The sequence below is a fragment of the Pseudomonas sp. 22072 genome (genome assembly GCF_052046095.1).
GTDB classification, from domain to species: Bacteria; Pseudomonadota; Gammaproteobacteria; order Pseudomonadales; family Pseudomonadaceae; genus Aquipseudomonas; species Aquipseudomonas paracarnis.
In genome coordinates, this window is record NZ_JBQEQE010000014.1 from 45,207 (window position 1) to 68,219 (window position 23,013).

A 23,013-nucleotide genomic window follows, 5' to 3' on the forward strand; every position below is an offset into this window, starting at 1 on the left:
CTACGCAGTCCAGCGGGAGCAAGCTCCCTCGCCACAAGTCACTGGTTGTCTGCTCTAGCTCTTAACTGACTGGCATTAGGCCTGAGGGTCGCCTTTTTCATGGCTTTCAAACGCACTGTGTAGATCACGGTAGGGCCAAGCAATTAAAGCCCGACGCATGCGCCGAATGCGCAGTGCGCTGTAGTGATGTGGCTATCGCTGGCCTGGCGTGGGAAGGATTGCTAGGTATACTTTCCTGCGGCTACTACGACGCGGCTCCCCGGGTGCAAACCAGGCGCCGCGCAGTGGTCCCGGGGATGTACCGGTGTGGGGACAAGCGAAGAGGGTTTTTAATGGCAGGCAGGTTGATCTATCTCATCGGGCCATCGGGTTCGGGCAAAGACAGTCTGCTGGATGCCGCACGCCCACGTCTGGTTGAGCGTGGGTGCCGCATGGTGCGACGGGTGATCACTCGGTCCGCGGAGGCGGTGGGCGAAGCGGCGCAAGGTGTGAGCCCCGAGCAGTTTGCGGCCATGGAGGCCGAGGGCGCATTTGCCTTGAGCTGGCAGGCTAATGGCTTGTCCTACGGCATCCCCAGGGAAATCGACGATTGGCTGGCCGCGGGGGACGACGTTCTGGTCAACGGTTCCCGTGCGCACCTGGCGCAAACCCGTGAGCGTTATCCGACCTTGCTGGTATTGCTGCTGACGGTGGACCAAGCGGTGCTGCGCCAGCGTCTGATTGCGCGTGGACGGGAGTCATTGGCGGATATCGAGGAGCGCCTCGCGCGCAATGCGCGGTTCACTGCCGAATTGATTGCCGGTCATGGCGCGGGGTTGTTCGTATTGGATAATTCCGGCCCGTTGGCGCATACCGTCGAACGCTTGCTGTGTTGCCTGGAGCACGGGCACAGCGTGAACACCTGACCCAGTAGTGCATGGGTAATGCCAGCGCTCAGATAAAACCCGGAGACGGAGCTCATATTTTTCAATACGCACCCATGCCGACTTGTTGGTGGACTTCAATACGGAGAAGACAAGATCGACCTGTCGCAAATGGCACGCGACGGCAAGGTAGCGCTGAACTTCGTTGAGCACTATACAGGGGCGGCAGGGGGCGCGATTGTTTGACGCAATGCGGGGCGGGACTTACTCAATGGTTGATTAAGTCCCGCCCCGCATTGCGTTGTGAAACGTTTTTATGCGCCGAAGGCCCCGTCAGGACGCTTGGGCAGTGGCCAACGCGGCTTTACGTGACGCACTCAGGAAGCGCAACAAGGCCACTAGCGCAAATGCGCTGCCCACCAGCATGACGGCCAACCAGCCGCCATGTTCATACACGCTGCTGGCAATCGCCGAACCGAACGCACCGCCGATAAAAATGCTGGTCATGTACAGCGCGTTCAGGCGGCTGCGGCTGTTGGCATCGAGGGCGTAGATGGCGCGCTGGCCGAGGACCATATTCATCTGCACGCAGAAGTCCAGAACCACACCGGTGACTGCCAGGCCGATCACGCTGTAGAGCGGGTGTACCAACGCCGGGAGGAAACTCAGCGCGCCAAACAGCATCGCCAGCAACGAGGCGCGGTGGGTATGGCCGGCATCGGCCAGGCGACCGGCCATGGGCGCGGCGATGGCGCCAAGGGCACCGACCAGGGCAAACAGTGCGATCTCGCTTTGGCTCAGGCCGTGGTTACGCGCCAGTTCCAGTGGTACGGCAGTCCAGAACAGGCTGAAGGCAGCGAACATGCAACCCTGGTAGAACGCCCGCTGGCGCAACAGCGGTTGCTCACGCAACAGGGTGCCCAGGGAGCGCAGCAACTGGCCGTAGCTGGCACTGTGATCGGGCTGGCGCTTGGGGATTGTCAGCATCAGCACCACGCTGATAAACGCCATCAGTGCGGCGGCCGCTATGAACATCGCACGCCAGCCGAAGTGGTCGGCCACCACGCTCGACACCGGCCGTGCCAGCAGAATGCCCAGCAGCAGGCCGCCCATGATGCTGCCGACCACCCGGCCCCGGGATTCGGCCGGCGCCAGGTGTGCGGCCAGCGGAATCAGGATCTGCACCGAGACGGAACTGAAACCGATCAGCAGCGACACCAGCAAGAACAGGTTCGGCTGTTCGATAAACGCCGCACCCAACAGGCTGGCGATCGCCACGACGGTGGTGGTGATCATCAGCTTGCGGTTTTCCAGCAGGTCGCCCAGAGGCACCAGGAAAAACAGGCCCAGGGCATAGCCGATTTGCGTGAGGGACACGATCAGGCTGGCCATTGCCGGCGTCAGGCCAATGTCTGGGGCAATCAGCTCGATGATCGGTTGCGCGTAGTAGATGTTGGCGACGATGGCGCCGCAGCAAAACGCGAACAGCATGACCATGCCCCGGGTCATGGTGCCTGCAGCGTGAGAGGTTGCGTTCATGGTGTACTCATAAAGGCGAAGGACGATGGCGTGAGAGAGTAAAGACAAGGCTCTCAAGTGAGTAGGCTGCTTGTGGTGATATCACTTATGCCGGCTGATGATACATTCAGACACATCTGCCCTACGCAAAAAAGTGGGAGCTGGCTTGCCTGCGATGGCGGTGCACCAGTCACCAGAAATATGACTGATAGATCGCTTTCGCAGGCAAGCCAGCTCCCACAGGTTTGACCGAGTTGATTCAGTCAGATGGGTTATTGGCCAGAGTAGATCTGGTCAAACACCCCGCCATCATTGAAATGGGTCTTTTGCACTGTGCGCCAGTCGCCGAAGGTCTTCTCCACCGACAGGAAGTCCACCTTGGGGAACCGGTCGGTGTACTTGGACAGCACCTTCGGGTCCCGTGGGCGCAGGTAGTTGTTGGCCGCAATTTCCTGGCCTTCGGGCGACCACAGATACTTGAGGTAGTCCTCAGCCACCGCACGGGTGCCTTTTTTCTCGACCACTTTATCCACCACCGACACCGGCGGCTCGGCTTCGGCGGAGACGCTTGGGTAGACCACTTCGAACTGATCACGGCCAAACTCACGGGCGATCATTTCCGCTTCGTTTTCAAAGGTCACCAGCACGTCGCCAATCTGGTTGGTCATGAAGGTGGTGGTGGCGGCGCGGCCACCGGTGTCCAGCACGGGCGCTTGCTTGAACAACTTTCCAACGAAGGTCTTGGCCTTGTCTTCATCGCCGCCGTTCTTCAACACGTAGCCCCAGGCCGACAGGTAGGTGTAGCGGCCGTTGCCCGAGGTCTTCGGGTTGGGCACGATCACTTGCACGCCATCCTTGAGCAGGTCGGGCCAGTCTTTCAACGCCTTGGGGTTGCCTTTGCGCACGATAAAGACTGTGGCTGAGGTGAATGGCGCACTGTTATTCGGCAGGCGTGTCACCCAGTTGTCCGGCACCAGCTTGCCGTTGTCGACCAGGGCATTGATGTCGGTGGCCATGTTCATGGTGATCACGTCGGCGGGCAGGCCGTCGATCACCGAGCGTGCCTGTTTGCTGGAGCCGCCGAAGGACATCTGCAACGTCAGCTTGTCGTCCGGGTGCTCGGCTGCCCAATGCTTCTGGAAGGCGGCGTTGTAGTCCTTGTAGAAATCGCGCATCACGTCGTAGGAGACGTTGAGCAGGGTGGTCGCTGCCTGGGCGGAGCCCGCCAAGGCCAGGCCGGCGGCCAGTAGAGAGGCGCTGAGGATTTTTTTCACTGCTCATTCCTTGTTGTTCGAGAAGAGGGAGGCAATTTGCCAGCGACTATAGCCGGGCCTGCATAGAGCTTTAAAGATTAAAACGAACTTTGCTTATTCCAGTTTGCGAAACAGATTGCTGCCACAGCGCGCGCAAAACGCGGCGTTGGGTTCATGGCTGTCCTTCTTGCACACTGGGCAGTCGGTATGCAGCTGTTCGCCGCGCATGGCACTTGCCAGTTCAGCGGTAAAAATACCCGTCGGCACGGCGATGATCGAGTAACCGGTGATCATCACCAGCGAAGAAATCACCTGGCCCAGGGGCGTCTTGGGCACGATATCGCCGAAGCCCACGGTGGTCAGGGTGACGATCGCCCAGTAGATGCCCTTGGGAATACTGGTAAAGCCATGTTCCGGGCCTTCGATCACGTACATCAAGGTGCCGAACACCGTCACCAGGGTGCACACGCTGACCAGGAACACCACGATCTTCTGCTTGCTGCCGCGCAGCGCCGCCATCAGGTAGTTGGCCTGCTTGAGATACGGGCTGAGCTTGAGCACGCGGAAGATGCGCAGCATCCGGATGATGCGGATGATCAGCAGATACTGGGCGTCGCTGTAGTACAGCGCGAGGATGCCGGGGACGATGGCGAGCAGGTCCACCAAGCCATAAAAGCTGAAGGCATAGCGCAGCGGCTTGGGCGAGCAATACAGGCGCAGGCCGTACTCGATGGCGAAGATCAGCGTGAAGCCCCACTCGATATAGGCCAGCACGTCGGCGTAGTTCTGATGGATTGTGTCGATGCTGTCGAGCATCACGATCACCAGGCTGGCGAGGATGATCAGCAGCAGGATGCCGTCAAAGCGCCGCCCGGCGACGGTGTCGCTTTGGAACACCATGATGTAGAGGCGCTGGCGCCAGTCGTTGTTGCTGTCCATAAACCCTGCCTGAAACGAATATCGAGCAAGCCTAGGGCGATTCGAACGGGCTGTCCATGTGAGGCTTGTGCAGCATTCGCTGACCGGCGCGCACCAGCCAGCACGCGAGGATAAATGGCGCGGTCAGCGCGGGCAGGTGCAGGGCGGCGAAGCCTGGGGTGAGCAGGATGGCCAGGCCGATACCCAGCAGTGGCAACCAAGGCTGGCGACGCGACGAGCACAGGGCCAGGGCGGCCAGCGCGGGGTTATAGCTGTGCAGGCCTAGCAGAGCGCCAGTGGCGTCGTTCAACCACAGGCCGGCCAGCATGCCGAGAGTGGCGCCGCCCAAGGCCCACGCGACGGCGCGACGGTCGGCCAGCAGCAAGCCCAGGGCGATCAGCACACCCGCCAGGGGCTGGTCCAGCAGCATGATTTGCCCAAGGCCGGTGAAGGGTGCGGCCAGTACAGCGACAGTGTCGGGCTCGCTCAGCGCAAGGGTGTTCTCCGGGGCCTGGCCGAGCAGCAACCAGCCCAGGCCAACAAAGGGCGCGGTGTACGCTGGCAAATCCAGGGGTTGGGTCGCGTGTTTCAACCAGTGCCGAGTGAGGATGGCACTCAAGCCGCCGCACGCCAGGATCAGCGGCGGCACCAGCGCCGACCAGGCAAAGTGCTGGCTGATCAACAGGCCCAGCAATACGCCGTTGTAGCTATACAGCCCGGCCTGGCGCTCGGCTTTGGGATACCCCCGGCGCTGGGCCGTGAGCAACCCTGCGACGCCCCCCAGCAAGGCACCGCCAAGCAAGGCCGGGGCACCGATCAGGATCGCCAGCAGGCACAGCAGGCCGCACAGCGGGTGGCGCTGCAGGAAGATTTGGCTGAAGCCGTTGAGCAGGGCTTCGGCCCAGTCGGGGCAGGTTGGGTTGTGCATTTGGGTTGAGTCAATAAGACCGAGTTGCCCTCATCGCAGGCAAGCCAGCTCCCACATTTGATTGATGTTCGACATGCAAACTCGATCAAAGGTGGGAGCCGGGCTTGCCCGCGATGAGGCCCTGACAGGCGCTAAATCAGCGTCTCTATACGCAGCGAATTGGTGGACCCCGGCTGCCCGAACGGCACCCCTGCGGTAATCACCAAGGTGTCGCCACGCTGCGCCATGCCCTGGGCCTGGGCAATTTCCAGTGCGGTGGAACACACCTCATCCACCTGGCGCAGCCGATCATTGACCACCGAGTGCACGCCCCACGCCACGCTCAGGCGCCGCGCCGTGGACAGGTTGGGTGTGAGGTTGAGGATCGGCGCCACGGGCCGCTCCCGCGCCGCGCGCAAGCTGGAACTGCCGGACTCGCTGTAGTTCACCAGCACCGCCACCGGCAGGATGCTGCTGATGCGGCGGATCGCACAGCTGATGGCGTCCGACACGGTGGCATCTGCCTTGGGCCGGCTGACATCCAGCTGTGCCTGGTAGTCCGGGCCGTTTTCCACCTGGCGGATGATCTTGCTCATCATCTGCACCGCTTCCAGCGGGTACTCGCCCGAGGCGGTTTCCGCCGACAGCATCACCGCGTCGGCACCTTCAGCCACCGCGTTGGCGACATCGGTGACTTCGGCGCGGGTGGGTGCCGGCGAGAAGCGCATGGATTCGAGCATCTGCGTGGCCACCACCACCGGCTTGCCCAGTTGGCGGCAGGTGCTGATAATGTCTTTCTGGATCTGCGGCACGCTCTCGGCCGGCACTTCCACGCCCAGATCACCCCGGGCCACCATGATCGCGTCACTCAGTTCGGCGATTTCACGCAACCGTTGCACCGCCGAAGGCTTTTCGATCTTGGCCATCAAAAACGCTTTATCGCCGATCAGCTCGCGGGCTTCGCGGATGTCTTCCGGGCGCTGCACAAACGACAGCGCCACCCAGTCCACACCCAGCTCCAGGCCGAAGCTCAGGTCGCGGCGGTCCTTGGCGGTGAGTGGGCTCAGTTTCAACAGCGCTTGTGGGACGTTCACACCTTTGCGGTCAGACAGTTCGCCGCCATTGAGCACGGTGGTGTCGATGGCGTCGGCATGCTTGGTGATCACGCGCAGGCGCAGCTTGCCGTCGTCGAGCAGCAGGTCCATGCCCGGCTCCAGGGCCGCGATGATTTGCGGGTGGGGCAGGTTGACCCGCCGTTGGTCCCCCAAGGTTTCATCCAGGTCCAGGCGCAGGGCCTGGCCGCGCACCAGTTGCACCTTGCCTTCGGCAAAGCGTCCCACCCGCAGCTTCGGCCCTTGCAGGTCCATGAGGATACCGAGCGGGTAGTTGAGCTGGCGCTCGACCTGGCGAATCCACTGGTAGCGCTGGGCATGGTCGGCGTGGTCGCCGTGGCTGAAGTTGAGACGGAAGATATTTACCCCGGCCTCCACCAGCTCGCGGATGTCGTCGATACCGTCGGTGGCCGGGCCCAGGGTGGCGAGGATTTTGACCTTCTTGTCAGGCGTCATGGTTGGCAGTCTCAAGGATCAGGATGGCGCGGAAGTCGTTGACGTTGGTGCGCGTCGGCTCGGTGACGATCAAGTCGCCCAGGGCGGCGAAATAGCCGTAGCCATTGTTGTTGTCCAGCTCATCACTGGCCGACAGGCCCAGGGCTTCGGCACGGCGGTAGCTGCAGGGGGTCATGATCGCGCCGGCGTTGTCTTCTGAACCGTCGATGCCATCGGTATCGCCGGCCAGGGCGTACACGCCGGGCAGGCCCTTGAGGCTGTCGGTGAGGCTGAGCAGGAATTCCGCATTGCGCCCGCCACGGCCGTTGCCGCGTACGGTGACGGTGGTTTCGCCCCCCGAAAGGATCACGCACGGTGCCGCCAGTGGCTGGCCGTGCTGCACGATCTGCCGGGCGATGCCGGCGTGTACCTTGGCCACATCGCGGGCTTCGCCTTCCAGATCACCGAGGATCAGCGGGCTGAAACCGGCCTGGCGCACTTTGACCGCCACCGCTTCCAGGGATTGCTGCGGGCGGGCGATCAATTGGAAGTGGCTGCGGGCAAGCACCGGATCGCCAGGCTTGACGGTTTCCGAGGCCGGGTTCTGCAACCAACTGCGCACCGAAGCGGGGGTGTCGATGTGGTAACGCTTGAGGATCGCCAGGGCCTGTTGCGAGGTGCTAGGGTCACCGACGGTCGGGCCCGAGGCAATCACCGTGGCCTGGTCGCCCGGTACATCGGAGATCGCGTAGGTGTACACCGTGGCCGGCCACGCAGCCTTGGCCAAGCGCCCGCCCTTGATGGCCGAGAGGTGCTTGCGCACGCAATTCATCTCGCCAATGGTGGCGCCGGATTTAAGCAGGGCTTTGTTGATGGCTTGTTTGTCCGCCAGGGTGATGCCCTCGGCGGGCAGGGCGAGTAGTGCCGAGCCACCGCCGGAGAGCAGGAAAATCACACGGTCGTCTTCACCCAGATGGCTGATCAGTTCCAGCACGCGCTGGGCTACGGCCAGGCCGGCCGCATCCGGAACCGGGTGGGCGGCTTCGACCACTTCGATTTTTTTGCATGGCGCGCCATGGCCATAGCGCGTGACCACCAGGCCCGAGACTTCGCCCTGCCAACAATCTTCCACGACCAATGCCATGGCGGCCGCGGCTTTACCGGCGCCGATCACGATCACACGGCCACTGCGGTCGGCAGGCAGGTAGGGTTCAAGGACTTGCCGGGGGTGGGCGGCATCGATGGCTGTGGCAAACAGCTCGCGAAGCAGGTGTTGCGGATCGACCGACATAAGCGGGCTCCCGGGGGATTCTTGTTATTAGAGGTGCAGCGATCGTTCCCACGCTCTGCGATCGTTCCCACGCTCTGCGTGGGAATGCAGTCCGGGACGCTCTGCGCCCAAAGCGTGACGCGGAGCGTCACAAGAGGCATTCCCACGCGGAGCGTGGGAACGATCAGCGGTGTGGGTTATTTATCGCGAATCGAGAAATTCGCCATATGCTCCAGGCCCTTGATCAGTGCCGAGTGGTCCCAGTTGCCGCCGCCAAGTGCCGTGCAGGTGCTGAACACTTGCTGGGTGCCGGCGGTGTTCGGCAGGTTGATCCCCAGTTCCTTGGCGCCGGCGAGGGCCAGGTTCAGGTCCTTCTGGTGCAGGTTGATACGGAAGCCCGGATCGAAGGTGCCCTTGATCATGCGCTCGCCGTGCACTTCCAGGATCTTGGACGATGCAAAGCCACCCATCAGCGCTTCACGCACTTTGGCCGGGTCGGCGCCGTTTTTGGAGGCGAACAACAACGCTTCGGCCACCGCCTGGATGTTCAGGGCAACGATGATCTGGTTGGCCACCTTGGCGGTCTGGCCATCGCCATTGCCGCCTACCAGGGTGATGTTTTTGCCCATGCTCTGGAACAGCGGCAGCGCGCGTTCGAACGTCTGCGGTTCGCCGCCGACCATGATGCTCAAGGTGCCGGCCTTGGCACCGACTTCACCACCGGACACCGGGGCATCCAGGTAATGCGCGCCGGCCTGGTTGACCTTGGCGGCGAATGCTTTGGTCGCAGTAGGGGAGATCGAGCTCATGTCGATCACCACCTTGTTCGGCGACAGGCCCGCAGCCACGCCGTCGGCGCGAAACAGCACGTCATCGACTTGTGGGGTGTCGGGCACCATGACGATGATGAACTCGGCTTCCTGGGCCACTTGTTGCGGGTTGGCCAGCGCCACGGCGCCGGCGCTGATCAGTTCAGCCGGAGCCTTGCCGTGATGTTCGGAGAGAAACAGTTGATGGCCTGCTTTCTGCAGGTTGGCGGCCATGGGTTGGCCCATGATGCCGGTGCCGATAAATCCGATTTTAGCCATGATCAAAAACCTCTTTTAGTGTGTGCGCTGGCTTGCCTGCGATGGCATCACCCCCGTATGCCTGATACAGCGAGGTGTCTGCATCGCAGGCAAGCCAGCTCCCACATTGTTTTGTTTTGTGTTGTGTCAGATGGCGTTGTGGGTTTTGAGCCAACCCAAACCCGCCTCGGTAGTGGTCAACGGCTTGTACTCACAGCCGACCCAACCCGCGTAACCAATGCGGTCCAGATGCTCGAACAGGAAGCGGTAGTTGATCTCGCCGGTACCTGGTTCGTTGCGCCCAGGGTTGTCCGCCAGCTGAATGTGATTGATCTCGCCGAGGTGCGCCGCCATGGTCCGCGCCAGGTCGCCTTCCATGATTTGCATGTGGTAGATGTCGTATTGCAGGAACAGATTGGCGCTGCCCACTTGCTCGCGAATCGACAGGGCCTGCGCCGTGTTGTTGAGGTAGAAGCCGGGAATGTCGCGGGTGTTGATCATCTCCATCACCAGCTTGATACCCGCCGCTTGCAGCTTCTCGGCGGCGTACTTGAGGTTGGCGACAAAGGTCTTTTCCACGGTCTCGTCATCGACGCCTTGTGGCCGGATTCCCGCCAGGCAATTGACCTGGGTGTTGCCCAAGACCTGGGCATAGGCGATTGCCAGTTTGACCCCGGCACGGAACTCCTCGACCCGGTCCGGGTGGCAAGCCAGGCCGCGCTCGCCCTTGGCCCAGTCACCGGCAGGCAGGTTGAACAACACCTGGGTCAGGCCGTTGGCGTCCAACTGCGCCTTGATGTCGGCAGAGCTGAACTCATACGGGAAGAGGTACTCCACGCCCTGGAAGCCGGCATCGGCAGCCGCTTTGAAGCGGGCAAGGAAATCCTGTTCGGTAAACAGCATGGACAGGTTGGCAGCAAAGCGCGGCATAGGGTTCTCCTTAATCGAGCAGGGAAATGGCAGTCGGCGCGTCGTTGCCGACCAGGGCCAGGTCTTCGAATTCATTGACGGCGTTGATCTCGGTGCCCATGGAAATATTGGTCACCCGTTCCAGAATAATCTCAACGATCACCGGCACCTTGAATTCTTCGATCATCTCTTGGGCGCGGCGCAAGGCTGGTTGGATCTGGCCTGGCTCGAACACACGCAGGGCCTTGCAGCCCAAGCCCTCGGCAACCGCCACATGGTCGACGCCATAGCCGTTGAGTTCGGGGGCGTTGAGGTTGTCGAAGGACAGCTGCACGCAGTAGTCCATCTCGAACCCACGCTGGGCCTGGCGGATCAGGCCCAGGTATGAGTTGTTCACTACCACATGGATGTACGGCAGCTTGAACTGTGCGCCCACCGCCAGTTCTTCGATCATGAACTGGAAGTCATAGTCGCCCGACAAGGCCACCACTTTGCGGCTCGGGTCGGCCTTGACCACGCCCAGCGCCGCGGGAATGGTCCAGCCCAGTGGGCCAGCCTGGCCGCAGTTGATCCAGTGGCGTGGCTTGTACACATGCAAGAATTGCGCGCCGGCAATCTGCGACAGGCCGATGGTGCTGACGTAGCAGGTGTCTTTGCCGAACACCTGGTTCATCTCTTCGTAAACGCGTTGCGGCTTGACCGGCACGTTGTCGAAGTGAGTCTTGCGGTGCAGGGTGGCCTTGCGTTGTTGGCAGTCATGCAACCAGGCACTGCGGTCCTTGAGCTTGCCGGCGGCTTTCCACTCGCGGGCCACTTCAATGAACATCGTCAGCGCGGAGCCGGCGTCGGAAACGATGCCCAGGTCCGGCGTGAACACGCGGCCAATCTGGGTCGGCTCGATGTCGACGTGAATGAATTTACGGCCTTCGGTGTACACCTCTACCGAGCCGGTGTGACGGTTGGCCCAGCGGTTGCCGATGCCCAACACCACGTCTGACTTGAGCATCGTCGCGTTGCCGTAGCGGTGCGAGGTTTGCAGGCCGACCATGCCCACCATCAGCGGGTGGTCGTCCGCAATGGTGCCCCAGCCCATCAGGGTCGGGATCACCGGGATGCCGGTCAGCTCAGCGAACTCCACCAGCAGCTCGCTGGCGTCGGCGTTGATCACGCCGCCACCGCTCACCAGCAATGGGCGTTCGGCTGCGTCGAGCAGAGCCAGGGCTTTTTCCACTTGCACACGGGTCGCCAGCGGCTTGGCCAGAGGCAGCGGCTGGTAGGCGTCGATGTCGAATTCGATCTCGGCCATCTGTACGTCGAACGGCAGGTCGATCAACACCGGGCCGGGGCGGCCGGAGCGCATTTCATAGAAGGCCTTCTGGAACGCGTAAGGCACTTGGCCGGGTTCCAGCACTGTGGTTGCCCACTTGGTCACCGGCTTGACGATGCTGGTGATGTCCACGGCCTGGAAGTCCTCCTTGTGCATCCGGGCGCGGGGGGCTTGGCCGGTAATGCACAGGATCGGGATCGAGTCGGCCGAGGCGCTGTACAGGCCGGTGACCATGTCGGTACCCGCCGGGCCCGACGTGCCGATGCACACGCCGATGTTGCCGGCCTTGGTACGGGTGTAGCCCTCGGCCATGTGCGAGGCGCCTTCAACGTGGCGAGCAAGGACGTGATCGATGCCACCCACCTTCTGCAAGGCCGAATACAGCGGGTTGATCGCGGCGCCTGGGATACCGAAGGCGGTATCCACACCTTCACGGCGCATCACCAGGACGGCGGCTTCGATTGCTCTCATTTTGCTCATGGTTTTGGTGCCTCTTGCGTTTTGTAATTGTATACAAGTGGTGTCTGTCCAAAGTGTATTCACGGCGAGCGGCGTTGGTCAATGCCTTTCGTAAACTGACCTTTGCGTTCGTCGGAAGCGCTTTTTTCGACGTGTGGAGCCTTTGTTGGAAAATATTGTATACAAAAATAAACATCATTGTGTTCTATTTGTGTGATCGAGCATCTGATCAAACAGACCTCACCGCATTACCCATAACAAGATAAGGACGGCACCTATGAGCGCTTTAACCTTGAAACTCGCCACCCAACTGGCCACCCAGGCCCTTACTGCAGGCCGCACCATTTCGGCTGCGCCACTGACCATCGCCGTGCTCGACAGCGGCGGCCACCTGGTCACCCTGCAACGCGAAGACGGCGCCAGCCTGCTACGCCCGCAAATCGCCATCGGCAAGGCCTGGGGCGCCATTGCCCTGGGCAAGGGTTCACGTTTGCTGGCGCTGGACGCCCAACAGCGCCCGGCGTTTATCGCGGCGTTGAACAGCCTGGGGCAGGGCAGCGTCGTGCCTGCGCCGGGTGGGGTGTTGATTCGGGATCAGAGCGGCATGGTGCTGGGCGCGATCGGGATCAGCGGGGACACGTCCGATATTGACGAGCAGTGTGCGATCACGGCGATAGAAGGAGTGGGGTTGATGGCGGATGCGGGGGTGTCGGCTTGAATCGTTCTGACTGTGAGTAAGCTATCGCAGGCAAGCCAGCTCCCACATTGGCGGTGTTCACAAATTCAACTGTGTGAGTGCAATCAGTGTGGGAGCTGGCTTGCTTGCGATGCAGTCGACTCGGTCTCCAGTCAAATCCAAATGGCATCCCACAGCGGATAGTCACCAAACTTCTTTACCAGCCCGGCCCTGAGTGGATTGGCTACGATGTAACGTGCAATCCCCTCAAGGCTTTCCTCTCGACGCACGGCATAGTCATGAAAGCCCGGTTGCCAGAGGCGACCTTGACGGCCAGCCACCGCATTCACCACTCGGGTGCTCTTGGATTTAACTTGTCGCATCAAGTCGGCAAGTGAACCTTTCTCCAGAGAAACAAGCCAATGGAAATGGTCAGGCATTACCACCCAGGCCAATGATGTTGCGAGCCCTTTATATTGGGCGATCCTGAATTGTTGTACGACCAGGCGGCCGAGTCTGAAGTCGCTGAAGATAGGCTCGCGTTCAAGGGTGTTGGTGGTGAGCAGGTAAATGCGGTTGGACTCGTTATAGCGGCCGATGCGCAGGCGTTTTGAAGCAGGTAAATCAGGCATTCCGTGGCCTCTCTTCAGATGGTGTTCTGAGAGGCTAGACTGAGGCGTGAAGGCTGATCGGCGGGCTTTTAGCAGGATGTGTCTGGATGGGCGCTATCGCGGGCAAGCCCGCTCCCACAGGGGATTGTGACCATTTTACATTTCGTGTCCGGCGCAAATCCGTGTGGGAGCTGGCTTGCCTGCGATAGCCTCGCCGCGGTCTATCAATCCGGCTCACACCCCTTGAGCACCAACCGAATAATCGTCTGCGCCGCCGCCTCATAATCGGCCTCATCCAGCTTGGCCTTGCCGGTTACCGCCGAGATCTGCCAGTCGAAATCGGCATAGGTCTGGGTGGCTGCCCAGATGCTGAACATCAGGTGGTTGGGGTCGATCGCGGCGATCAGGCCACGGTCAACCCAGTTCTGAATGCAGTCGATATTGTGCTTGGCCTGAGCGTTGAGCTGCTCAACCTGGTCGGCGCTCAGGTGTGGGGCGCCGTGCATGATTTCGCTGGCGAACACCTTGGAGGCGAACGGCAGGTCGCGGGAGATGCGGATTTTGGAGCGGATGTAGTTGCTCAATACTTCCTTGGGCTCGCCTTCGGGGTTGAACGGCGTGGAGGCGGCCAGGATGGGCTCGATAATGCTTTCGAGCACCTCGCGGTAAAGGTTGTCCTTGGACTTGAAGTAGTAATAGACGTTGGGCTTGGGCAGCCCGGCCTTGGCGGCGATGTCGCTGGTTTTGGTCGCGGCGAAGCCCTTGTCGGCAAACTCCTCGCTCGCCGCCCGCAGGATTTTTTCTTTGTTGCGCTCGCGAATGCTGCTCATAAACCAGACGTTTCCTTGCCATGACAGGCGGTTGCGCATGGTAGCACCGGCCATCCGCAAGCCTCAACAATCTGCCCGCAAGGCCTTGCGCCGCGCTATGCTCGCGCCATCTCTCTCTAACGGAAGTCCGGTTCATGGCAGGAAGCAGCTTGTTGGTGTTGATTGACGATATCGCGGCGGTACTCGATGACGTCGCGCTGATGACAAAAATGGCCGCCAAGAAGACATCGGGCGTGCTGGGCGATGACCTTGCACTGAACGCCCAGCAGGTCTCCGGCGTGCGCGCCGAGCGAGAAATCCCGGTGGTGTGGGCGGTGGCCAAGGGCTCGTTTATCAACAAGCTGATCCTGGTGCCGACGGCCCTGTTGATCAGCGCCTTTGCACCCTGGGCGGTGATACCACTGTTGATGCTTGGCGGTGCCTATCTGTGTTTCGAGGGCTTCGAAAAGCTCGCGCACAAATTCCTGCACAGCAAGGCTGAAGATCAAGCCGAACACGCACAGTTGGCTGAAGCGGTGGCCGACCCGGCAACCGATCTGGTGGCGTTCGAGAAAGACAAGATCAAGGGCGCGATCCGTACCGACTTCATTCTGTCCGCCGAAATCATTGCCATCACCCTCGGCATCGTCGCCGACGCGCAGCTCACGCAGCAGGTGATTGTGCTGTCGGGTATCGCCATTGTCATGACCATCGGCGTATATGGATTGGTGGCCGGTATCGTCAAGCTCGACGACCTGGGGCTGTGGCTGACGCAGAAGCCGGGCCAGGTGGCGCGCAGTATTGGCGGCGCGATCCTGAGCGCGGCCCCCTACATGATGAAGAGCCTGTCAGTGATTGGCACGGCGGCGATGTTCATGGTCGGTGGCGGCATCCTCACCCATGGCGTGCCCGTGGTGCATCACTGGATCGAAACCGTGAGCCAGAGCACCGGCGCGTTGGCGTGGCTGATGCCAACGCTGCTCAATGCGGTGGCGGGGATCATTGCCGGCGCTGTCGTCCTGGCAGTGGTCAGCGTGGCAGGTAAAGGTTGGAAAGCACTGCGAGGGTGAAACCGCAGGCATAAAAAAGGCCATTCAATCGAATGGCCTTTTTTTATCGCTGCTGTTTACTCGGCAATCTGCAACTTGCGCGATTCGGTGTAGATATACCGCACCTTCTCATACTCGAACGGCGAGTTCATCTGGCCGTAGCGGAAGCTGGTCTGGTAGCGCTTGTCGACGGCGCGCAGGGCCCAGACTTCCGGATGGTTGGAGCTGACTTCAGACACGTTGAGGAAGTTGATCTGCGATTCGGCGCTGTAGTCCACCAGCAGGCCGCCGGTATCACGCAGGTTCGATGGGCCGAAGATCGGCAGCATCACATAGGCGCCACCCGGTACACCGTAGAAGCCCAGGGTCTGGCCGAAGTCTTCGCTCTGGCGCGGCAGGCCCATGGCGGTGGCCGGGTCCCACAGGCCCGCGATGCCAATGGTGGTGTTGACCAGCAGGCGCCCGGTGGTTTCCAGCGAGCGGTGGCCCTTGAGCTGCAACAAGCTGTTCATCAGGTTGGGCACATCGCCCAGGTTGTTGAAGAAGTTGCTCACGCCGGTGCGCAGAAAGCTCGGCGTAACATAGCGGTAACCGTTCACCACCGGCAGGAACACCCACTGGTCGAAGCGATAGTTGAAGTGGTACACGCGGCGGTTCCACGACTCCAGTGGGTCGTAGACGTTGAGCGCGGTGAGCGTGGAACGCTCGAATTCGCGCTGGTCCAAGCCTGGGTTGAACTTGAGCTTGGTCAGCGGCTCCTTGAAGCCGTCGGCATCGACCTTGACGGGTTCTTGGGCCTTGCTGTTGTCGGCATTGGCCACGCCTGCGCACATCAGTGCGGCGAGCAGCAGAAGATATTTAGCCACGGAAGAACTCCAGCATGGCGTCGGCGTTGACGCGGTAATTGAGGTTGCCGCAGTGGCCGCCCAGCGGGTAGACGGTCAAGCGATCGCCGAAGGTTTTACGCAGGAAACCCAGGTCGCCAGGGCCGAGGATCACATCGTCGGCGTTATGCATCACGGCGATTTTCGGGCTGTCGCGCAGGTAGTCCTTGAGGGCGTACAAGCTGACCTGATCGATCAGTTGCAGCAGGCTGCCGCCATCGGAACGAGCGCGCCACATCGGGATCACTTGTTCGGTGAGGTAGCAGTCGAAGTCACACTGCAGGGCACGCTTGAGGAACGGCGTGAGGCTGGTGCCTTCGGTAATCGGGTACTTGGGCGGAATAATCAGGCCACGTCGGTTGATCAAGTCCGAAGTGAAGGCAATGTCGGCGGCCGAGAAGCGGAACGAGGTGCCGATCAGCATGGCCATCTGTTCGTTGGTCAGGTGCTGCTTGGACTGCTGGAAGTCATAAAGCAGGGCATCGTTGAGGTCGATGTAGCCTTTTTGCTGGAAGTAACGCGTCAGTTTGCTCAGCACCAACTCATAGAAGGTGGTGCTGTTGTTGATGCCCTTGACCTCGGTCTGTACCAGCTTGTCGAGGTTGGTGATCGAGGTGTAGAGGTTGACCGGCGGGTTGAGCAGCAGCACTTTCTTGAAGTTGAAGCTGCGGCGGGTCTCATCCAGCTTGCTGACAAACGCCGCATCCAGGGCGCCCAGGCTGTAGCCGGTGAGGTAGAAATCGGTCACGGGCAACGAGGCGTTCTGCGCGCGTACGGCTTGCATCACGCGGTACATGTCTTCGGCGTCTTCCTGGGTGATGCCCGGGGTGGCGAAGCGCGAAGCGGCGCTGATGAAGTCGAAGCTGGTCGGCGAAGACAGCTGCACCACATGGTAGCCGGCCTGGTAATACAGCTTTTTCAGGTATTCGTTGATGCTGCTGTCAAAGCGTGCACCGGTGCCGGCGATCAGGAAGATCAAAGGCGCGGCGCGGTCCTGCTTGGCAATGCGGTAGGTGAGTTTCTTCACCGCCCAGAAATTGTCCGGCAGGCTGAACTCGCGCTCGGGGCGCATCGTCAGGGTGTAGTCGGACTGGGTGATCTCGTCATCGGTCGGCAGGGTTGGCCGCAGATCGGGAGGTGTGGTGGCGATGGTCGCTTCGAACGGGTTGGTCAAAGGGTAGCCATAGCTGGCTTGGTCGATATCGACGGCCAGTGCTGACGCACTCAAAAATAGGCTGCCCAGCAAGGCAGCACAGCGCAAGGAACGGAGCATGACTTAATCCCTAAGAGGAACGGGCTGAATGAAGTTCGCAGGCTATGACCACCGCCTTGTCACCGAAGTGCCAGCACTCGGCACGAAAAGTCGGAAAAAACGTCGGAATCGGGGTAATAGTAGCGAGACGATACACTTTGCCATGCTTTGTTGAACAGATATCTGTGCGAACACCTTGCTAACGGCCGCCGTGGGATTAAGCTGGGCGCCGTTTTTGCCTATCGGAGTGCCCCATGTCCCGTCGTTTGCCGTTGATCCTGCTGCTTATTGCCCTGCCGTTATGGCTGGCCGCCAGTTATGCCGCACGCTATGGCTTCATGGAGGATGGGCAATGGGTTGGCATCTGCGCTGATGAGGCCAGCCGCTGGGAATGCCAGGTGCGTTCGAACCTGGGTTTGATGATTCATTTCAAGCTGCTGGGGTGGGCGGCGTTGATCACTTCGGTGCTGGGCTTTTTTGTACCGGGGCGTGCGGGGTGGGCGTTGGCGGTGGTGGGGTTGGTGTTCGGGTTGCCGGCGCTGGCGCTGTACAACACGACGTTTGCGGTGTTCGCGGTGGTGATTGCGGGGTTGCGGTTGGTCAGGAAGCCTCGCGGCGCCTGATGTGGCCTCATCGCAGGCAAGCCAGCTCCCACAGTTGATTGTGTTCACACATTTCTATCTGTGAGCACGGTCAAATGTGGGAGCTGGCTTGCCTGCGATAGCGGTGTTACGCCTTGCGCACTCGCAAGCAACGCCACAAAGCCGCAACCATCAGCACGCTGACCACTGCCCAACCCCAGGCCTGCTGATTCAACAGCCCTTCACGGTACAACTGCGGCGCAACGCCGGCACCGATGATAAAGGCCAGCAACGCAATCTCCCGACGTGGCCCGGTCACCGGGCGTATCAGGTACACCAGGGCCGGCAACACCAGCGCTGCGCTTGGAAAGCTGCGATAGCGCGGGTCAAACACCAGCGCCAGCATCATCACCGCACCGGCAAACCCGGCAATTGCCATCAACCAGCCGGCGCGCTGCTCCAGCCAGTTGAACCCGCGCTCACGCCAGCCTTGCCGGGCGCTGAGGGCCAGGGCGGCATGAGCCAGCACCAGCAGGTTCAAGACCACCAGCAAGCCTGCCCATAGCCATTCATCGTTGAAACGCGCGGTAACGCGGGTCAGTTCGGCCCAACTGCCGATGGAGCACGCTGCGACGGCCCCTAGCAACGGCAGTATTAACGCAGAGCGAGTGCTGCGAACGCGGCCGCCGAGCACCAGGGTGCCCAGCAGGATGAGCCCGCCGACGCCCAGCCACAGCCGCCAGTACGGCACATTGGTCACCGGGCCGGCGAGGATACCTTTGTCCTGACGGTCTGCATCGAACAGCCCCCAGTAACCACCCACAGCCCCTTCACTTGCACGTTTCCATGGCTGGTCAAAGGCTTCGATCAGGTTGTAGCGCCAGCCATTGGCTTCGGCCATGGCCACGAAGCCGCGCATGAACCTGGCCTCATTGACCCGGCTGGGCACGGCGGTTTCGCGCTGCCGGCCTTCGCTGGGCCAGCCGGTTTCGCCGATCACGATGTCCTTGGGCGCGAATTTATGGCCGAAGGTCTGGCGCACATCGCCCACGTGCTTGAGCGCCTGGTCGATGCCGGACGGCTCATCTTCCCAATACGGCAACAGGTGAATGGTCAGGAAGTCCACCGCAGGCTCGATTTCCGGGTGTTGCAACCAGAACTCCCAGACATCGGCATAGGTGACGGGCTGCTTGATCTGGCTTTTAACCTGATGGATCAGCGCCACCAGTTGCTTGGCGGTGACTTCCTTGCGCAGCAGGGCTTCGTTGCCGACGATCACCGAGGTCACCACGTCCGGGCTGGCGTTGGCCGCCGCGATCAACTCGTTGATCTCTTTTTCGGTCGCCACGGGGTCGCTGCTGACCCAGGCCCCGGCCATCACTTTCAACCCATGCTTGCGCGCCATGTCCGGCAGGGCCTCCAGGCCGGTCATGGAGTAGGTGCGAATGCATTCAAAGCGCGTAGCCAGTAGCGCGAGGTCGGCGTCCATGCGCTCGGGGCGCAACGCGAACGGTTGATCGAATGGGGATTGGTCTTTGTCGAACGGTGTGTAGGACGCACATTGCAGCTTATGGCTGGCGCTGGCGACGTCTGGCAACACCACGGGCCGGCCGAGGCCGTACCAGTAGCCGACAAGGGCAAGCACGCCGAGGATCAAGGCGAAGAAATAGGGCAGGGCAGGGAAGCGGGCAGTCGCGGGCATGGTCGGCTTATCTGGGGGAGCAAAGGCGCGCATCTTACCCGGATTTGCCGCAGCCCTGTGGGGCTGCATAATTTTGACATGCAAACTTCGGGCGGGATTCTGGCGATAACGCCTACAAAGCATCCTGCTGGCGATGTGATGTCGTTTCCTGCTCAACCAAGGTCGCTGACAGAGCAGGGCAAATGCCTACGCAGGTTGAAGATAAAACTGTCAGTACTCCACTGATGCCTCAGCAACCGGATCGATGCGCGTGAAGGGGGCGCGGTGCACCCTATAACAACAGTTTGACGTCGCTCGGCATCCGTCGGGCGCAGCACTTTCGGGGAAGTACTATGAAGATGCGACGACTCTTGGGCGCAGCTGCCACTCTGGTAGTTGCGATGGGCTCCACACTGGCCAGTGCCGACAGCAAGACCCTGAGCATCGGCTACGTGGACGGCTGGTCCGACAGCGTGGCCACTACTCATGTGGCGGCAGAGGTGATCAAGCAAAAGCTCGGCTACGACGTAAAACTGCAAGCGGTTGCCACCGGGATCATGTGGCAGGGCGTCGCCACCGGCAAACTCGATGCCATGCTTTCCGCCTGGCTACCTGTAACCCACGGTGAATACTGGACCAAGAACAAGGACAAGGTGGTCGACTACGGCCCCAACTTCAAAGACGCCAAGATCGGCCTGATCGTGCCTGAATACGTCAAGGCCAAGTCCATTGAAGACCTCAAGACCGATACCACCTTCAAAAACAAGATCGTCGGCATCGACGCCGGTTCAGGCGTAATGCTCAAGACCGACGAAGCTATCAAACAATATGGCCTGGACTACAAACTGCAAGCCAGCTCGGGTGCGGCGATGATTGCCGAACTGACCCGCGCCGAAGACAAGCAGGAGTCGATTGCGGTCACCGGTTGGGTACCGCACTGGATGTTCGCCAAGTGGAAACTGCGTTTCCTGGACGACCCAAAAGGGATTTATGGTGCTGCTGAAACCGTCAACAGCATCGGCAGCAAGGGCCTGGAGAAGAAAGCGCCGGAAGTCGCAGCCTTCCTGAAGAAATTCCAGTGGGCCTCCAAGGATGAAATCGGTGAAGTCATGCTGGCGATTCAAGAAGGCGCCAAGCCGGACGCCGCGGCCAAGGACTGGGTAGCCAAGCACCCCGAGCGCGTCGCCGAATGGACTGCTAAATAACCCCGCCCCAATTGTAGGAGCGAGCTTGCTCGCGAAGAACGCACAGGCACCGCGATCATCCAGAATGAACGCGTTATCGTTGACGTTTTTCGCGAGCAAGCTCGCTCCTACACTTTTTACAAATCCTCGCTAAGCTCGATCTACTACTAAGGTCGTCTGGAACCCATTGCGCAGCCGCATACAGTGGATACGTTCCAAAATAATAAAAAGCTGTGCTGCGAGGATAAAAACAATGAACGACAGCATTTACCTCTCGATTCAAAACAGCCCGCGTTTCAAGGAGCTGGTCAGGAAAAGGGAAAGGTTCGCCTGGATTCTCTCGGCGATCATGCTAGGGCTTTACTCCGCTTTCATCCTGTTGATTGCCTACGGGCCACAAGTGCTGGGGGCCAAGATCAGCCCCGGTTCCTCGATTACCTGGGGCATTCCCCTGGGCGTCGGGCTGATTGTGTCGGCCTTCATTCTCACCGGCATCTACGTGCGTCGGGCCAACGGCGAATTTGACGACCTGAACAATGCGATTCTCAAGGAGGCTGCGCAATGATCCGGCGTCTATTGGCTCTATTCGGTGCTTCGCTGTTGGCTCCGGCCGTTTGGGCGGCGGACGCATTGACCGGTGAAGTGCACAAGCAACCGCTGAACGTCTCGGCCATTGTGATGTTCGTCGCGTTTGTCGGCGCCACCCTGTGCATCACTTATTGGGCGTCCAAGCGCAACAAATCGGCAGCGGACTACTATGCGGCGGGCGGCAAGATCACCGGTTTCCAGAACGGTCTGGCGATTGCCGGTGACTACATGTCGGCGGCGTCCTTCCTGGGGATTTCCGCGTTGGTGTTCACCTCCGGTTACGACGGCTTGATCTACTCGATCGGCTTCCTTGTGGGCTGGCCGATCATTCTGTTCCTGATCGCCGAGCGCTTGCGTAACCTGGGCAAATACACCTTTGCCGACGTGGCGTCCTATCGCCTGGGGCAAACCCAGATCCGCAGCCTGTCGGCGTGTGGCTCGCTGGTGGTGGTGGCGTTCTACCTGATCGCGCAGATGGTTGGCGCGGGCAAGCTGATCCAGCTGCTGTTTGGCCTTGATTACCATGTGGCGGTGATCCTGGTGGGTATCCTGATGTGCCTGTACGTGCTGTTCGGCGGCATGTTGGCGACCACCTGGGTGCAGATCATCAAGGCGGTACTGTTGCTGTCCGGTGCCTCGTTCATGGCGCTGATGGTGATGAAGCACGTCAACTTCGACTTCAATATGCTGTTCTCCGAGGCGATCAAGGTTCACCCCAAAGGTGAAGCGATCATGAGCCCCGGCGGCCTGGTGAAAGACCCGATCTCGGCATTCTCCCTGGGCCTGGCACTGATGTTCGGTACCGCTGGCCTGCCGCACATCCTGATGCGCTTCTTCACGGTGAGCGACGCCAAGGAAGCGCGTAAGAGCGTACTGTACGCAACCGGCTTCATCGGCTACTTCTATATCCTGACCTTCATCATCGGTTTCGGTGCGATCCTGCTGGTCAGCACCAACCCGGCGTTCAAGGATGCAGCGGGCGCCTTGCTTGGTGGTAACAACATGGCGGCGGTGCATCTGGCCAACGCGGTGGGTGGCAGTATCTTCCTGGGCTTCATCTCGGCCGTGGCGTTTGCCACCATCCTGGCGGTGGTTGCCGGCTTGACCCTGGCGGGTGCTTCGGCGGTGTCCCATGACCTGTATGCCAGCGTGATCAAGAAAGGCAAGGCCAACGAGAAAGATGAGATTCGCGTGTCGAAGATCACCACCGTAGCCTTGGGTGTATTGGCCATCGGCCTGGGTATCCTGTTCGAAAGCCAGAACATCGCGTTCATGGTCGGCCTGGCGTTCTCTATCGCTGCCAGCTGTAACTTCCCGGTGCTGCTGCTTTCCATGTACTGGAAAAACCTCACCACCCGTGGTGCCATGATTGGCGGTTGGCTGGGCTTGATCAGCGCCGTAGGCCTGATGATCCTCGGTCCGACCATCTGGGTGTCGATCCTGCACCATGAAAAGGCGATCTTCCCGTACGAGTACCCGGCGCTGTTCTCGATGATCATTGCGTTCGTCGGCATCTGGTTCTTCTCCATCACCGACAAGTCGGCGGCGGCAGAGAAAGAGCGTGCGCTGTACTTCCCGCAGTTCGTGCGTTCGCAGACTGGCCTGGGGGCGAGTGGGGCAGTTAATCACTAAGTCGTCAGCTGCATAAGAGATACCCCGG

General features: G+C 60.7%; 21 protein-coding genes. 7 read left to right on the forward strand and 14 right to left on the reverse strand.

Going from position 1 to position 23,013, the window contains the following annotated elements:
- Window positions 1-332 precede the first annotated feature (332 nt).
- Window positions 333-905, forward strand: a complete 573-nt coding sequence (gene phnN / locus ACTJLA_RS16050) for a phosphonate metabolism protein/1,5-bisphosphokinase (PRPP-forming) PhnN (protein WP_057976699.1) — start codon at window positions 333-335, stop codon at window positions 903-905.
- A gap of 291 nt (window positions 906-1,196) precedes the next feature.
- On the opposite strand, the gene ACTJLA_RS16055 is transcribed toward phnN, so the two are convergent.
- The 9 genes from ACTJLA_RS16055 to gcl all read right to left on the reverse strand — a co-directional run bounded on the left by ACTJLA_RS16055 (window position 1,197) and on the right by gcl (window position 12,059).
- Entirely contained in the window at window positions 1,197-2,402 is a 1,206-nt protein-coding gene (locus ACTJLA_RS16055; RefSeq protein WP_096142953.1) for an MFS transporter, read from the reverse strand.
- A 251-nt stretch (window positions 2,403-2,653) separates the two neighbouring features.
- A complete protein-coding gene (locus tag ACTJLA_RS16060) occupies window positions 2,654-3,655 on the reverse strand; it encodes a sulfate ABC transporter substrate-binding protein (protein ID WP_197883866.1) in 1,002 nt (333 codons plus the stop codon).
- Window positions 3,656-3,748: 93 nt separating this feature from the next.
- Window positions 3,749-4,573 carry an ion transporter gene (locus ACTJLA_RS16065; protein WP_014717713.1) on the reverse strand — a complete coding sequence of 275 codons (825 nt, stop codon included), beginning with the start codon at window positions 4,571-4,573 and terminating at the stop codon, window positions 3,749-3,751.
- A gap of 31 nt (window positions 4,574-4,604) precedes the next feature.
- The gene (locus tag ACTJLA_RS16070) at window positions 4,605-5,480 is read right to left on the reverse strand and encodes an urea transporter (RefSeq protein ID WP_440841590.1); all 876 of its coding nucleotides are present in this window, start codon (window positions 5,478-5,480) and stop codon (window positions 4,605-4,607) included.
- A gap of 131 nt (window positions 5,481-5,611) precedes the next feature.
- Window positions 5,612-7,027 (reverse strand): pyruvate kinase, encoded by a 1,416-nt coding sequence (gene pyk, locus ACTJLA_RS16075; protein WP_440841591.1) that lies wholly within the window; start codon window positions 7,025-7,027, stop codon window positions 5,612-5,614.
- Entirely contained in the window at window positions 7,017-8,297 is a 1,281-nt protein-coding gene (locus ACTJLA_RS16080) for a glycerate kinase type-2 family protein (RefSeq protein WP_197901431.1), read from the reverse strand. Before ACTJLA_RS16080 ends, pyk begins: the two co-directional genes overlap by 11 nt.
- 176 nt (window positions 8,298-8,473) lie before the next feature.
- The gene (locus tag ACTJLA_RS16085) at window positions 8,474-9,364 is read right to left on the reverse strand and encodes a 2-hydroxy-3-oxopropionate reductase (RefSeq protein WP_198790738.1); all 891 of its coding nucleotides are present in this window, start codon (window positions 9,362-9,364) and stop codon (window positions 8,474-8,476) included.
- A 126-nt stretch (window positions 9,365-9,490) separates the two neighbouring features.
- A complete protein-coding gene (hyi, locus tag ACTJLA_RS16090) occupies window positions 9,491-10,273 on the reverse strand; it encodes a hydroxypyruvate isomerase (protein WP_014717718.1) in 783 nt (260 codons plus the stop codon).
- Between the two features lie 10 nt (window positions 10,274-10,283).
- Window positions 10,284-12,059 carry a glyoxylate carboligase gene (gcl, locus tag ACTJLA_RS16095; protein ID WP_200648836.1) on the reverse strand — a complete coding sequence of 592 codons (1,776 nt, stop codon included), beginning with the start codon at window positions 12,057-12,059 and terminating at the stop codon, window positions 10,284-10,286.
- 256 nt (window positions 12,060-12,315) lie between these two features.
- Here gcl and ACTJLA_RS16100 point away from each other — a divergent pair, with 256 nt between their 5' ends.
- Window positions 12,316-12,756 carry a GlcG/HbpS family heme-binding protein gene (locus tag ACTJLA_RS16100; RefSeq protein ID WP_020302584.1) on the forward strand — a complete coding sequence of 147 codons (441 nt, stop codon included), beginning with the start codon at window positions 12,316-12,318 and terminating at the stop codon, window positions 12,754-12,756.
- Window positions 12,757-12,887: 131 nt separating this feature from the next.
- Here ACTJLA_RS16100 and ACTJLA_RS16105 read toward each other — a convergent pair whose 3' ends face one another.
- Together ACTJLA_RS16105 and ACTJLA_RS16110 are read right to left on the reverse strand one after the other, a co-directional pair.
- Window positions 12,888-13,346, reverse strand: coding sequence for an REP-associated tyrosine transposase (locus ACTJLA_RS16105; protein WP_198790737.1), 459 nt, complete (start codon window positions 13,344-13,346; stop codon window positions 12,888-12,890).
- A gap of 203 nt (window positions 13,347-13,549) precedes the next feature.
- Window positions 13,550-14,155 carry a TetR/AcrR family transcriptional regulator gene (locus tag ACTJLA_RS16110; RefSeq protein ID WP_198790736.1) on the reverse strand — a complete coding sequence of 202 codons (606 nt, stop codon included), beginning with the start codon at window positions 14,153-14,155 and terminating at the stop codon, window positions 13,550-13,552.
- Between the two features lie 134 nt (window positions 14,156-14,289).
- Here ACTJLA_RS16110 and ACTJLA_RS16115 point away from each other — a divergent pair, with 134 nt between their 5' ends.
- Window positions 14,290-15,204 (forward strand): DUF808 domain-containing protein, encoded by a 915-nt coding sequence (locus ACTJLA_RS16115; RefSeq protein WP_034127188.1) that lies wholly within the window; start codon window positions 14,290-14,292, stop codon window positions 15,202-15,204.
- A 56-nt stretch (window positions 15,205-15,260) separates the two neighbouring features.
- On the opposite strand, the gene ACTJLA_RS16120 is transcribed toward ACTJLA_RS16115, so the two are convergent.
- Both ACTJLA_RS16120 and ACTJLA_RS16125 read right to left on the reverse strand, forming a co-directional pair.
- Window positions 15,261-16,049, reverse strand: a complete 789-nt coding sequence (locus tag ACTJLA_RS16120; RefSeq protein ID WP_054898378.1) for an MlaA family lipoprotein — start codon at window positions 16,047-16,049, stop codon at window positions 15,261-15,263.
- The gene (locus ACTJLA_RS16125; RefSeq protein WP_032892643.1) at window positions 16,042-17,340 is read right to left on the reverse strand and encodes a serine/threonine protein kinase; all 1,299 of its coding nucleotides are present in this window, start codon (window positions 17,338-17,340) and stop codon (window positions 16,042-16,044) included. Before ACTJLA_RS16125 ends, ACTJLA_RS16120 begins: the two co-directional genes overlap by 8 nt.
- Before the next feature lie 233 nt (window positions 17,341-17,573).
- Here ACTJLA_RS16125 and ACTJLA_RS16130 point away from each other — a divergent pair, with 233 nt between their 5' ends.
- Window positions 17,574-17,942 (forward strand): hypothetical protein, encoded by a 369-nt coding sequence (locus tag ACTJLA_RS16130; protein ID WP_014717724.1) that lies wholly within the window; start codon window positions 17,574-17,576, stop codon window positions 17,940-17,942.
- Between the two features lie 106 nt (window positions 17,943-18,048).
- On the opposite strand, the gene ACTJLA_RS16135 is transcribed toward ACTJLA_RS16130, so the two are convergent.
- Window positions 18,049-19,602, reverse strand: a complete 1,554-nt coding sequence (locus tag ACTJLA_RS16135; protein WP_034127189.1) for a glycoside hydrolase family 17 protein — start codon at window positions 19,600-19,602, stop codon at window positions 18,049-18,051.
- Window positions 19,603-19,934: 332 nt separating this feature from the next.
- Here ACTJLA_RS16135 and ACTJLA_RS16140 point away from each other — a divergent pair, with 332 nt between their 5' ends.
- From ACTJLA_RS16140 to ACTJLA_RS16150, 3 genes are all read left to right on the forward strand, one after another.
- Window positions 19,935-20,786 (forward strand): glycine betaine ABC transporter substrate-binding protein, encoded by an 852-nt coding sequence (locus ACTJLA_RS16140; protein ID WP_003233255.1) that lies wholly within the window; start codon window positions 19,935-19,937, stop codon window positions 20,784-20,786.
- Between the two features lie 232 nt (window positions 20,787-21,018).
- The gene (locus tag ACTJLA_RS16145; RefSeq protein ID WP_003190001.1) at window positions 21,019-21,330 is read left to right on the forward strand and encodes a DUF485 domain-containing protein; all 312 of its coding nucleotides are present in this window, start codon (window positions 21,019-21,021) and stop codon (window positions 21,328-21,330) included.
- Window positions 21,327-22,985 carry a cation acetate symporter gene (locus ACTJLA_RS16150; RefSeq protein ID WP_032892639.1) on the forward strand — a complete coding sequence of 553 codons (1,659 nt, stop codon included), beginning with the start codon at window positions 21,327-21,329 and terminating at the stop codon, window positions 22,983-22,985. Before ACTJLA_RS16145 ends, ACTJLA_RS16150 begins: the two co-directional genes overlap by 4 nt.
- Window positions 22,986-23,013: the final 28 nt, after the last annotated feature.